Here is an 11,976-nt window from a genome sequence, read left to right on the forward strand (position 1 = left end):
TGCCCACGTCTCGAGGGCCGCGTAACATTCATCCCGGCAACGTCGGCCCGACGTAGTTCAACACCGATCGGGACATCTCCCGAATTCTCCCTATGCGGATGCGGTCGTCGAAGAGCAGATCACGAAGTGTTTGGACGAAGAGTGCGTTGCCGTGGTCTGGCCTGAACTGGCTGTACCTCCAAAGCTACGCGGTCGGATTAAGGCTCTTCTTCAAGATCGTGACGTGGCTGATGATCGGTTGCCACCCGAAGTCGTAGTTGCGGGGACCTGGCACGAAGCTACGAAAGAGTGGGTCGTCAATCGCGCGCTCGTTTTCGACGGCTACGGGATCGAGCGGCTGGTTTACGATAAGATTGCTCCCTTCTCGGGTGGGGGCTGGGGCAAGGAAGACATCACGCCGGGTACCAAGTTGTGCGTTCTCGCAACGGAGGCCGCAATTATCGGCTTCGCGATCTGTTTGGACTTCTGCGACGCAGATGCCGAGACGAACCCGTTCACCAAAATGGATATCGACCTGATGCTCATTCCCTCGATGGGAAACGATCAAACCATGGAGGGACATCAGACGACTGCGGCCCAAATGGGAGTGAAGTTCGGCACCCGAACCTTCGTCGTTCAACACATGACGGACACCGAGTTCAAAGACGGGCGCATAGGTGCTATATTACCTATGCCCAAGCGCCCCAATAAGGTTCCCGTTGAGCAACTGGGACAAAAAACCGTTTGGAACTCTTATCGCTGGCCTCAGGCCACCTAGATTCAAGAGGCAAAATCACGGTAAAGCGTACTAAAGCGTTATTAACCGTTATGATGTATGGACATGGTCATGGATGCCGCGCTCGAAAGAATCGAATTAGGCGACGCTTCGGCTTCGGAAGCTAGGCTTGCCGTGTCTGCGCTCCTGAAGGAGGGGTCCGAGGCAAGTTACGCACGCCTGTATTCTGCGCTTGGCGCTTGGCTCTGGAAGGCGCTTGACGGAAGGCGCCGCGACGACGAGTTGCGTCAGTGGTTTGATATCTTTCGCCGTTCGAGCGCCGCCCTCTTGACGAAGAACGCGGCCTATGCGGAGCGTTTGCGTGCGTTCTACGATCTATTGGAGATGTCGATTGCGACATCCAAAGTCGCGAACGTCAGTGAAATTCTCAGTCGGCAACACGTCCTAGCGATACTAAGGCTTCTTCGCTCCGCTGACGGGAAGCCTCTGGAAAAGGCCGCGATCGCTCGAAAACTCGGACTCAAACCGGCCAATCTGAGCCGGATACTGCACATGATGGCGAATGCCCGTCTTGTGGAGCGAACGACTTATGGGAAAGAAGCTCATTTTTGCATGACACGAGATGGCGCGATTGCGCTTTCAAAAAAGGAAGCTTCTGCCGCGCGTCCTGCACGACCCATTAACGCTGCGCAACCCGCTCGCGCTGTGCAACCCCCGCGCGCCGTGCAGCCGGCTCGTCCGGCGCTGTTCGGCCGTCATGTGCAGCCTCTTCTCCCGCATGCACCGGCCCAGATCGCTGCGGACGCCGGAGAACTCTATCTCAACATTCTCAGAAAGGCAGTTCATGATCCGGTATTGAAGTCAGATTATGATCACCTGGTGCAGATCGGAGGCTTGCCGTTCAATAGACCTCCCCGACTAAACATGTTTGACGTGCTGCAAATGCTGGCAAATCATGAGCCGCCGACGATGGCGCCACCCGCGCCCGTGCCGGCGCAAGCGCATCATGTGAAGGTAGTAGGAAAGCGCTCCTATCGAGGTGCCCAGGTGGTAACGGCAAACGAAAAGAAGTCGGAAGCGCAAAGAACGCACGTGCTCGTCGAGCCGGTGCAGCCAAAAGTGTCGCACTTTATAATGCACGCCTACAGCGAGGAAAGCGAAAATCATGTCGACTGAGGATCAGTCTGATCTAACGCCGACCGAAGGCCTCACCGAGGAAACGCTCGTTCTCTATAGCCAATCGGTAGTCGATCGTGTCATCTATGTTCCCTCTACCTACACCACATTGCTCACTTGCATGGGCAAAGTAAGTCAGGACGCGCCCGATGTGCTTGTCCCTTTGGTAGACGTGAGGCTAAATGGACCGCTTGCGGAAGATGCAGCAATTTCAAGCCCACTATTCTATCAATTGATGACGCTTGAGAACCTGACGTTTGTTCTGGAAGACATGACAAGCGACCTGGTCAAGGTTTGTCAGCATTTGGGCGCTGCCAGTTCTGGACGAGCCAAGCCGGATGTCGGTCAGCTTTCTTCCATGAGGACCTATCTCTCTCAAGCAAAGGCCAATCTGGAAAAGTGCCTTTCTGAGCTGGAGCCGATCGCGTAGTCGCTGAAGACGGCTCGTGAACCGTCGCTCCGGACGCAAAGTCTGAGGAGCAGCAAGTCGTAGGCTACTTCCTTGCTAGACAATGAGGATTAATCAGCGGGCTTCTGCGCGACAGCATACTCGATCTGATGGATCACGCACATTTTGCGCGACCTCCGAGGAAGAGCCCTGCGGCTTCCGCCCGCTTCCGGGCGGCGGGATCGCAGCGGATCGTCCTCGCAGACCACGCAGACGTAGCGCGGCCGGCCGGGCGCGACGTCGTCGGGTACGGCCGTCATCGGCTTACCGCACTTCGGGCACAGCTTCCGGCTGAGGTAGAGCCGAGTCATGTTTTTTGCCTGCTGGGAGCAGCTTAGTTCCCCTCCTGCCGCGAGCCCAAGTCAATCGCCGAAAATTGTTCTTATGTACCAGGCCGCTTGACGCGGAGCGCGTCTCACGTTGAAATCCGATTTTCAGTGATGTTGCGGGGTGGCGTCGTGGAAGAATTTTATAGGGGCTTCGCACAGCGGGCGCGCGATCTGGCGGAAAACGCGGACCCATTCACCAAGCGGCGGCTACTCGACCTGGCCCAGCGATACGATCTCAAGAGCAGACCGGGAGCCCCGGGCGGTCGGACTCTCCCGCCGTCGCGCGCGGCGCCACCGACGGTGCTGTTTTCCGGCTCGGGCGAAGCTTAAGAGTAGTCGGATCGCGGCCCGGTCGTCGATTTTCTATGTTTTCATCGACCGGTCCGGGTGTCGGCCGCGCGCGGTCGCGGTGCTCGCGTTGGTACAAGCTGGCTTTACGGCACTGAACCGCGCTGACTGCGGCATGAGGAGTCATCGCGTACGCCGCCGGATCTCGTCAGCGACCATGCCCTCCGCCCGCACCAGCCGCTCATGCAGAGTCTCGAACATATCGAGGATGTCATCGATTGGGTTCATTCTTGCCCTGCTCGATGGATTCGGCGAGGAGCTCATCGAGGGGCGTCTCCTTCAATTGGCTTTTGAGTGGGATGGTGCGAACAACCCAACGACTTAGCTTTGTTTGCTTCTCGTCAGCCTCGCCGTTGTCCGCACTTCCAATTGCAGGGAGCTCAGTGCCGGCATGGGCTTGACGATTTCAGCGAGCAAACGAGCGGTGGCTGAGATCCCTCCGGATGGCCGTGGCGGAACGAAAGGAATTTGGCCTTGCCTACCTGAGAAGTGAATGTCACACTCTACCTGTAGTTTAAGGCATTTGACCTTGCACCGAGAATGTTTGCCGTGGTTGGCCGGCCGGCGTCCGCTGGGCGGATTCCCCGTCCCTTCGATCTGACCTGAGTTTTTAGGAGCATCCCTTGGATTACGAATTGCCCACCGATTTGTATTCTTCCGAAGATCTTCTACGCGGCTACGATCCGACTTCGAAGATGGGACTGGCGGAGGCGTGGGATTTCCGGGTCTTCCGGCAATATGTCGCTGACGGCGCTGACAACCCGGCGACTCTGGACGTGCGGAGGAAGCAGGCCGACCACGATGCCAACATTTCTGACGCGCTCAGACGCTTCCTGACGCAGGAGACGCCAAAGCTCGTCGGCATTATGGGTGGGCACGAGCTGTCGAGGGCGGAACCTGCCTATGCGACGCTAGCAAGGCTGGCGCGTCAACTGACCGAACAGGGCTTTATGATCGTTACGGGCGGCGGCCCCGGTGCGATGGAGGCCGCTCACGTCGGCGCAACTTTCGCGGGCGCCGACGATGCGGCCTTCTCGGCGGCGCTGTTCATCCTCGGGAAGGAGCCCCTGCTTCCTGTGCTGGATCAGCTCGTGACCAGCGACGGAGGGGTCGCGCCGGGCCACGAGACCCAATTCGACGACGCGAGGCGCTGGATCAACGCCGCTCTGGACGCCAGGACGCGTGCACCGGCCAAGCCGAGCCTCAGCCTCGGTGTGCCCACCTGGCTCTATGGTCAGGAGCCGACCACGCCCTTTGCGACGCATTACGCCAAGTTCTTCCTCAATAGCATTCGCGAGGAGACACTCATCACCAACTCGCGCACCGGCATCGTCTACGCCCGGGGTAGCGGCGGCACGATGCGCGAAATCTTCGAAGACGCCGAGCGAAACTGCTACGTCCCTGACGCAAAATCGTTCACGCCAATGATTTTCTTCGACGAGAACCGCTACTGGCAACGCGATGCCGAATACGACGCGAATGGTGATCCCATTCCGTCAAAGAAGGGCGTCAAGGTCGACGACACCGTCCGCAACCTGTTCACCTTGGCGAGAGCTCGCAAGAAAGATGGCGCGGCCTGTCTGCTCAAGGTCAGATTCACGGTAGACGCGAAGGAGATAGGCGATGTGCTGCGGCTTCATTCTGGCATAGCGCTGCAGAACTTGATGTTTGCGCTGGCCGACGAGCCGATGAAGGTGTCGACCAGCTTCTTGAGCCGAGCCTGACAAAGGGTCACATGCCCATCGAGGGGAGGAGGCATCGCCATGCCGGGTGCGGTTTCGAATACGGTCAATGGAACTCAGATACGAGCAACTGCCTATCATGATTGCGACGATGTCCAGCTCTTTTGGCGCGTCTCCAGCGGTGCTGCTTCGGACGTACCGATCCCCGGATGCCTGGGCTTCATGATTGAGCGCCAGCGCCAGGTGGGTGGGAATTGGTCGCCCACGGAGATCCTGCGCAATCGCGTGGGCTTTACCGATCAGCCGCCCGCCGATGGCGCTGATGACGCAAATAGCTCAAGGCCGTCGAATGTATGGCCTTTCCAAAGATACGAATGGACGGATCACGGCGCCAACAACGGCCAGACGGTCCGCTATCGCATCAATGCGGTAGGATCGTCCGGGGAGGGCATTGTCGGAGAAAACACGCTGCTGTCCTTGGCGGATTCCGGCTGGACCGAAGCCATCCACGTGAATGGCCAAGCCGGCAACGGCATAGAGGCGTATTTCAATCGCGGCTTCGTCATGTCTCAATTCGTCGCACGCATCGCGCGTGAGAAGAACTGGAAGCCGCGCGACATCAAGGATCACATAGCCGACCTCGAAGAGCCTTTGAGGCGATTTCTCTCGGGTGAACTTCGCTTGGCGCTCCTGCGCTTGCTCGATGAAGTCATTGGGGATCCCAGGCTGGAGCTTTATCTGGCGATTTACGAGCTCTCAGATGAGGAACTGATCGCGCGGCTGAAGCTTTTGAAGCGGCGCGCGCACCTGGTGCTATCGAATGGCTCCGACAAGGGGGGCGACGGCAACGCGGATGTCCGCGAGGAGCTGAAGGCGGCCGGCGTTGACGTCCACGACAGGATCCTCGGCTCAAAGGGCCTGGGTCACAACAAGTTCGCCGTCGTTGTGTCCACCAAAGGCGACGTCGCAACGAAGGTGTGGACCGGAAGCACGAATTGGGCGCCGACCGGCCTCTGCACGCAGGCCAATAATGGAATTCTGTTTGTCGACCCAAAGATCGCCGGATTGTATTTCGAGCAGTGGGGCCGCCTGAGAGATGCTGGCAGCGACTTCACGCCGGATCTCGTGGGCGACAACGCCAAATCGCCGCGTCCGGCGAACGGGACAGACGTCTGGTTCACCCGGGTCCGAAGCAAGTCGAAGAAGAATGTCCGGAAAGGTATCGACATCGAGGCGCTCATCGAGCTCGTGACGGGCGCCAAGGACGTGATCCTCTATGTGATGTTCCGGCCCGGTCCCGATCCACTCGCTGATATTGTCGCAAGGGCCTCAGAGATCTACGTCAGGGGTGTCGTCAGCACCGTCACGTCGGATAACCGCGAAAAATTCTCGCTGAGAGGTCTCGATACCGAGTCCCATGAGTTTGAGACGGCTCTGGTGCAGCCCGAAGGCGTCGTGAAGTCCTTTTCGGACTGGATTGGGGAAGTGACGCGCAGCCAGTTTCTGTTTCCCAACCAGAACCCGGGCATCGGCCATGCGATCACGCACTCAAAGATGATCGTGATCGACCCCTTTTCAGACGACTGCAAGGTGGTCACCGGATCCCACAACTTTTCCGGGTCCGCCAGCGAGCAGAACGACGACAATTTTGTCGTGGTGCACGGCAATCGATCTCTGGCGGAGGCGTACAGTGTCGCCTGTCTTGCCACCTATGAGCACTATTCCTGGCGTGCCTACGTCAAGCGGCAGTTCGATCGGGGCAAGGTACCGTGGTCGCACTTGTCGGACGATCCCGCGTCGCAGGGCCGCTATCTATCCGCTTCGCGCAAGAAGCACTTGGCAGTATGGTGTCCACAGTAGCGTTCAATAAGGCACTGCGACGGTGAGTGGTGCGATATCCTTTCACTAGCGAATGGTTTCACGAATGGAATTGGATGCAAAGCCGCCCGTCGAAGGCAGGAATTTCCGTTTCACGATCCTGGGTGGCATCGGCGTGACCCGCATTACCGTCCGGCTGAGCGGGAAGGTGGTGCACGAGAGCGATTGTCCCGACCCGCCGTGTCACGAAGAGATGCGGATGCCGCAGGGCGCGGGCGGGACGGAATTGGTCGTGATCGCCAAGGATTCGACCGGAAAGGTCCTAGAACGGAAATTCATTGTCGGCAAAACGGAAGGTCAGGCGGGCGGAGCCATGTCAGCCTGAGATCCTCTCCATGAGCGCGCTTCAAGAGTTTTTTCAAGAGCTGTCTAAGCTGCAGCCGGCTACGTTGACGGCCGTAACGGCCGTCGTAGGTGCGACCGGCGCCGTGATCGTTGGCGTCATTACCGGGGTGATCACCAAATTTGTCGTAGGCGCGCGCGACAGACAAGATAGAGAGGTCGAATGGCGTAAGCATGCAATCGAGCTCACCAAGCTCGACCTCGACCGCAAGCTCAAAACTCGAGCGCCGACAGACACACGGCCACTGAGGCCGAGCATCCTGGATTTCTTGGCCAACTATCGTGATCTGCAGGACCTCGACAAGGCCTCTCCGCGTGATCTTTATGCGACTATCCTGGCGATGCGGATCAAGAAACAGAATACGCGACGCCCGGGCTGTCCCCCAAAGAGCCGCCCGCGGCTGCCGAGCACGAAGATTGACGGATCGTTTCCGCGAGAGTGCTTTTCTGACTAGGGCCAAACGTGGTTCACGATCTCGGCGAGACGGGCTCCCGCCTTGGCAAGCTGCTGTCGCTTGATAGTATCCGCCGACTGAAGGTACGCAGCTCGATCCGAGAAGGAGATCGTCCATTTCCTGGGACCTATCTTCGTGTAAGTCACATTCGACATCGTCTGTTTCGCCACCACGATCGTGTCCGTGGCCCAAATTGCTGACCAGTTCTCGATGCGGTCCGTATCGGCCGGAACGGCCTTTGCGACGTTCACCAAAGCCAGCGGGGCGGTGTCTCCCAGATCGGATGGGGTGTCGTCCCAGGCATGATGGAAAGTGTCGTTTCCGACGGTGACGGCTTTATCGTGGATCCAGTTGCCGCCCGCGGTTTCGGTCGACGGGTCGATCGTGTGCGTGACGTCCGGATCGACCAGGCTTCCGTTGGGATCGAGGTACGGCGCAGCGACATGAAGGGGCTGTGCCATGTCGCCCACGAGATGAGCGAGTATGAACAGAGCCTCCTTCTTGTCCTTGATGTCGAAGGGCGGCGGAGCCGGCCGGCCAAGCAGCACGGCGATCGCGGCGTTGGTAGTCGCGACCAAATCATGATCATTGGTACCCGCATAGTTTCGATCGAACTTGTCGCGCTGAACGGCCACGTCGTCGAAATGGTACGTATTGTGACAGCCAAGATTGGCGGTCGCGCTCGCTCCTTCCGGATAGACGCAATCGATCCAGTTTCGGCCGGCGTAATCGACCATGGCGTTACGGTCGTTCGCGAAGGGGGTGCAGGGAGGTTCGTACTGGGGATCCACGACGTAGGCGAGGCTGCCATCGTTTTGCCTGTGGACGCTCTTCACGCAATCGAGCCATGGCCCGGCTTGCCGTAGGTCGACGCCCAGCAAGGTCTTCACCTGCTGCTTGGCATTCCGGGTCAGTAGTTGGTCAGCAATCGACCCGACCAAGCGGTGTCCGTCGGGTCCCCAAGCGGACGCGGGCTTTGCCAAGAAGAGGCTCAAGAGCACAATGACGCTGGCAGCAATTCTAGCCATGACGGATCCTCGCGTAGGAAAAACTTCAACACTTCGTTTCATTTATGAGCCTCCAGTGGCGCCGATCGCGATCGTGTTGGCGAGCGCCTCTGCCATCCGGCGGGCGCTCCAGTCACTGTGGTGGAGGCGGTCAGGATCGGTGGGATCGACCATCCGGTCAAAGGAGACCCGTTCTGCCTCATGCCACTGCTTCATCAATGCGAAGCGGTGGAACACGTTGACCGGGAAGCCGGCCCGGCCGGCTGCCGTCTCAATCAATGCCACCATTCGGTGTGCTCGCTCCTCCATGATCGGAGTGAGCACGGCCGGCACGTACTGAAGGTCCATGAGCACGATGTCCATCAATTCATTTGCGAACATCGCGAGACCGCGTTGGATCGCGCCGGCGGTGGCGTCCAGATCCTGGTTCTTCCAAACCGCGTTGGTACCAACCTGCCAGACCACGACCGATGGTTGCTCGCCGAGTACGTCGCCTTGAATCCTTCGTAGCTCGTCTGGAGCTTCTTCACCGCCGACGCCGCGGTTGAGAATATCGAAGTTCCTGCCCGGAAAGCTTGCGCGCAGCGCCCGCTCGAGACGCTGCGGATAGGGCACGATGTCGCCTTCACCCGCCGTGGTCGGCGAGCCGATCGCCACGATCTTGATTGCTCCGACGCCGGCCAAGCGTCCCGACAACCACCGCATATGGTGCTGAAACCGCTTCGGTTGGGCTGGAATGGCGGTCTGATCGACTGCGGGCATGAGATTCAGCTACGCGCTCGAGAGTTTCGACGGAATTTGGTGCCGAAATGTGACGGGGCGATTACGCTATCGCAGTTGCATTCGACTATTATCAAGCCCTGTTGGATCTCGATCGCGGATACGCGGCTAGTAGAAATCTTAACCGCTCAAATTTACGGCGGCTTTGCCGGAGGCGGCGGAACTGGTACTGGGCTGGGCGCGACGCCTGTAACGGGGCTCGAAGGTGACGGCGTTACATCGTGTAGAGTGTGGACACCGGCGGCAACGAGAGCTCCGATCAACAGTCCATAGACCACAAGCAGTACGCCGCGGGTCTCCCGATAGTTCTTCATCGCTTGTTCGATCGGCGTTTCAGCGATTTCTTCCCGCTCGCGAACGGAGATGTAACTAAAAAGACTTTGCATCCAGCTCCGTCGGGACGAGGCTTGGCTTTGGAAGAACGCGCCATTGATCCGCCACTGCAACGCAAACGACAGACCGATGAATACGGCGGCCGCAAAGTAGAATAAGGAAGAGATGAGAGGACCCGGTGTCTTGGCCGCATCTCCCAGGATCTTCAGTATAAAAGGCGCAGCCGAGACGGCCAGGTCGCGCCAGAGCGTAGCCGCAAGATCCTGCGCCCGTTGCGCTACCTTCTGAGTTTCATCAATCACGGTCTTGCGGAGATCGGCGAGCGCCTTCAGAGTCTCGCGGCTCGATGATTGGACGTGAGCTTCATAGGCAGCTTTGGCCGCCTCAAGCGCCTGCTCCAATGTCGTGGCGAGATCTTGCTGAGGACGGCTCGCCCGAGCCAACTCACCGGAAAAGAGCAGGTGGCGTGCCTCGACATCTGTCCCCGAAAGAAAAACCCAGTTGGCGGATTCAGTCAATCGAGAACGAGCGCCGGGCAGGGCAGGATCATCGGCTCTAATGCGATAGATCGGAGGCGTCGCCGCCGCTTGCAGCCAGACCTGGCCATCCTCGAGCCAGGCGCGGGAGACGAGACCGCCCAACAGTCTGCGGGCAGAAACCGTTTCCCAAGCTTGATACGCCGGCGATGAAACCGCTGGCGCGGCCAATAATAGCCAGGGATTGAGATCGGTAACGATTTCACGGTCGGGGACAAAGTCACGAACATAGCGAGTGGGGTCGATAGACCCAAGCAAAGGCTCGGCTCGCGGTGGCGTTTGCGCGAAATCCCATGAAGCGAACTCCAATCCTCGTGCGCGAAATGCCTGAGTGGAATTGAAGTCGGCGATCGCGAGGCGCGGAAGGACAGTTCGCTGCGCCAAGTATTGTGGGATGTCGGACTGGAAGATAAAGAAGGCGCAGCCGTCGGCAGTTGGCTTTCCGAGCGTGATCACGATCTCGCGGGTCGAATCAAAGATATCACTCCCAACGAGATCACCACCGAGACCCGGATTATAGACTTGCAAGGACGAGAACGGCGGTGGGACATCGTCGACGAAGCCGAGCCAGGCGACCTGCGCATCGACGGACGGTAGCCGGCCTCGCAACACGAGGGCGTCAATACGTTCGTCCGCCACGGCGCCGTTCGCGACAAGCTCACGTACGCGTTCGACCAGATGTGTTGATCTCGAAGTCATCGAGTGTGATCTTGTCCCTGATGATAATCTCGCCCCTGTCGCGGTTCACCGAAATGACTGAAGACATCAAACCGACAGGGAAGGTCAATTTGACCCCGCTTGCCGTCTCAACGCGACGGTTCTTGGGAGCCTGAATTGCGTTCTTTTGGAGCACGAACGATTCGCCCGCCATTCCTTCGCGCTTCAGCTTTGCCTTGAAGTCGGTCAGCACGGGGCTATCATCAGGCAGCGGCCCGAAAATGCTCTTCAGCCAATTTTCAGCACTTTCGCCGTCGACGGAACCGCCTGATTGGCTGGCGTCGTAGAGGCGTTGCGCCAGATTTTTCATCGTGTCCTGCGGAAGTATGTCTTTGTGCTTGTGCGCAATGTTGCGCGTGACCTCGACGATTGTCCTTGTCAGCTCCTCTTCCGTTCGCTGGCGTCGCACGAGCAAGAACTGTTCGAAATAGGCCGCAGGCCGCTGCGGATTTTGACGATCGACAACGCAGATTTCGTCGCGCTCTTTGCCGAGCTTGATCAGCGCGGCCTTCTGCAGGGCATTGCGGTTCTGGACAAAAGTCCGCTCAATCTCGCCGAAGGTCGGCTTCGGCTTGCCCGAACGGCCGCGGCTGACGTCGTAGTCGTAGCTGAGAACCTTTTCGTCCTCGAATTTCAGAAGTGCATATAACCGGCCACCTGAACAAGACAGCGAGAAGATCAAGAAGGCACCGACAGCCGTGCTGCCTCCGTGAGCCTCATTGAACGCTGTCGCGAGTTTCTCGCTTTGCTCCTGGAAAGTTGCCCTATCCCGGCTGATCCGCGCCAGTTGCGCCCGCACCGGCGCGTCCGCGAGAAACTCGTATCGGTTTCCGCTGTTGACCGATCGGACGCGGCCCAGGAAAAAAGCTGCGTGTCGACCGGCATCGAACGCAGTCAGTAGCTGAAAATGTTCCTCTCCCGGGCCGACAATATGAAAAACGCTCTGATCGATGCGCAGGCTTTCGAGTTCCTGCTCAGTAAGGAAGGACATTTATCACCATAGAACAAAAAGAGAACTGATTGCAATCGCGGCGCTGTTTTATTCCAAAATTTGCGTCGTGTTCCGTTAAGAGTCTTGCATCTTGTTAAGAATTCCATCCCCAACGTGTGGCGGGGCGCCGGTCTGTTGAACGGTGAACGAGCCGCCACGCCGCTAGACTGTATGTCCCCCCACAAAATGAGGCGACTCACCCTCGATGTTGCGACGAGGGTTGCCCGGATGGACCGGGT

The 11,976-nt window shown here is 58.6% G+C and carries 12 protein-coding genes; 8 read left to right on the forward strand and 4 right to left on the reverse strand.

What is annotated here, in order from left to right:
- The first annotated feature begins 223 nt into the window (after positions 1-223).
- The 8 genes from AC0L21_RS37195 (at position 224) to AC0L21_RS37230 (ending at position 7,373) form a co-directional block, all read left to right on the forward strand.
- Positions 224-757, forward strand: coding sequence for a hypothetical protein (locus AC0L21_RS37195; RefSeq protein WP_473266899.1), 534 nt, complete (start codon positions 224-226; stop codon positions 755-757).
- A gap of 69 nt (positions 758-826) precedes the next feature.
- Complete coding sequence (locus AC0L21_RS37200; protein WP_473255622.1) at positions 827-1,891, forward strand: helix-turn-helix transcriptional regulator; 1,065 nt, start codon at positions 827-829, stop codon at positions 1,889-1,891.
- Positions 1,881-2,321: a hypothetical protein gene (locus AC0L21_RS37205; RefSeq protein WP_317245318.1), complete on the forward strand. Its 441-nt coding sequence runs from the start codon at positions 1,881-1,883 to the stop codon at positions 2,319-2,321. The genes AC0L21_RS37200 and AC0L21_RS37205 overlap by 11 nt, the downstream gene beginning before the upstream one ends.
- A 476-nt stretch (positions 2,322-2,797) precedes the next feature.
- Positions 2,798-2,998 carry a hypothetical protein gene (locus AC0L21_RS37210; protein ID WP_456766196.1) on the forward strand — a complete coding sequence of 67 codons (201 nt, stop codon included), beginning with the start codon at positions 2,798-2,800 and terminating at the stop codon, positions 2,996-2,998.
- Between the two features lie 641 nt (positions 2,999-3,639).
- Entirely contained in the window at positions 3,640-4,740 is a 1,101-nt protein-coding gene (locus AC0L21_RS37215) for an SLOG cluster 4 domain-containing protein (protein ID WP_473255623.1), read from the forward strand.
- 39 nt (positions 4,741-4,779) lie between these two features.
- Positions 4,780-6,558 (forward strand): phospholipase D-like domain-containing protein, encoded by a 1,779-nt coding sequence (locus tag AC0L21_RS37220; protein WP_473266901.1) that lies wholly within the window; start codon positions 4,780-4,782, stop codon positions 6,556-6,558.
- A 64-nt stretch (positions 6,559-6,622) separates the two neighbouring features.
- Positions 6,623-6,901 carry a hypothetical protein gene (locus AC0L21_RS37225; RefSeq protein ID WP_317245314.1) on the forward strand — a complete coding sequence of 93 codons (279 nt, stop codon included), beginning with the start codon at positions 6,623-6,625 and terminating at the stop codon, positions 6,899-6,901.
- A gap of 10 nt (positions 6,902-6,911) precedes the next feature.
- Complete coding sequence (locus AC0L21_RS37230) at positions 6,912-7,373, forward strand: hypothetical protein (protein ID WP_473266904.1); 462 nt, start codon at positions 6,912-6,914, stop codon at positions 7,371-7,373.
- On the opposite strand, the gene AC0L21_RS37235 is transcribed toward AC0L21_RS37230, so the two are convergent.
- From AC0L21_RS37235 to AC0L21_RS37250, 4 genes are all read right to left on the reverse strand, one after another.
- The gene (locus AC0L21_RS37235) at positions 7,370-8,401 is read right to left on the reverse strand and encodes a S1/P1 nuclease (RefSeq protein WP_473255626.1); all 1,032 of its coding nucleotides are present in this window, start codon (positions 8,399-8,401) and stop codon (positions 7,370-7,372) included. The two genes, AC0L21_RS37230 and AC0L21_RS37235, sit on opposite strands and share 4 nt — an antisense overlap.
- A gap of 42 nt (positions 8,402-8,443) precedes the next feature.
- The gene (locus AC0L21_RS37240; RefSeq protein ID WP_473255627.1) at positions 8,444-9,142 is read right to left on the reverse strand and encodes an SGNH/GDSL hydrolase family protein; all 699 of its coding nucleotides are present in this window, start codon (positions 9,140-9,142) and stop codon (positions 8,444-8,446) included.
- 152 nt (positions 9,143-9,294) lie between these two features.
- Positions 9,295-10,728, reverse strand: coding sequence for a hypothetical protein (locus AC0L21_RS37245; protein ID WP_317245310.1), 1,434 nt, complete (start codon positions 10,726-10,728; stop codon positions 9,295-9,297).
- A complete protein-coding gene (locus AC0L21_RS37250) occupies positions 10,688-11,737 on the reverse strand; it encodes a nucleoid-associated protein (protein ID WP_317245309.1) in 1,050 nt (349 codons plus the stop codon). The genes AC0L21_RS37245 and AC0L21_RS37250 overlap by 41 nt, the downstream gene beginning before the upstream one ends.
- Positions 11,738-11,976 lie beyond the last annotated feature (239 nt).

The sequence above is a fragment of the Bradyrhizobium sp. WSM4873 genome (assembly GCF_055811355.1).

What these genes read in the sequence shown, in the direction of transcription:
- AC0L21_RS37250 (WP_317245309.1), bottom strand. Translation starts at nt 11,737, where the DNA reads ATGTCCTTCCTTACTGAGCAGGAACTCGAAAGCCTGCGCATCGATCAG.
- AC0L21_RS37225 (WP_317245314.1), top strand. Translation starts at nt 6,623, where the DNA reads ATGGAATTGGATGCAAAGCCGCCCGTCGAAGGCAGGAATTTCCGTTTC.
- AC0L21_RS37220 (WP_473266901.1), top strand. Translation starts at nt 4,780, where the DNA reads ATGCCGGGTGCGGTTTCGAATACGGTCAATGGAACTCAGATACGAGCA.
- AC0L21_RS37200 (WP_473255622.1), top strand. Translation starts at nt 827, where the DNA reads ATGGATGCCGCGCTCGAAAGAATCGAATTAGGCGACGCTTCGGCTTCG.
- AC0L21_RS37240 (WP_473255627.1), bottom strand. Translation starts at nt 9,142, where the DNA reads ATGCCCGCAGTCGATCAGACCGCCATTCCAGCCCAACCGAAGCGGTTT.
- AC0L21_RS37230 (WP_473266904.1), top strand. Translation starts at nt 6,912, where the DNA reads ATGAGCGCGCTTCAAGAGTTTTTTCAAGAGCTGTCTAAGCTGCAGCCG.
- AC0L21_RS37245 (WP_317245310.1), bottom strand. Translation starts at nt 10,728, where the DNA reads ATGACTTCGAGATCAACACATCTGGTCGAACGCGTACGTGAGCTTGTC.
- AC0L21_RS37205 (WP_317245318.1), top strand. Translation starts at nt 1,881, where the DNA reads ATGTCGACTGAGGATCAGTCTGATCTAACGCCGACCGAAGGCCTCACC.
- AC0L21_RS37235 (WP_473255626.1), bottom strand. Translation starts at nt 8,401, where the DNA reads ATGGCTAGAATTGCTGCCAGCGTCATTGTGCTCTTGAGCCTCTTCTTG.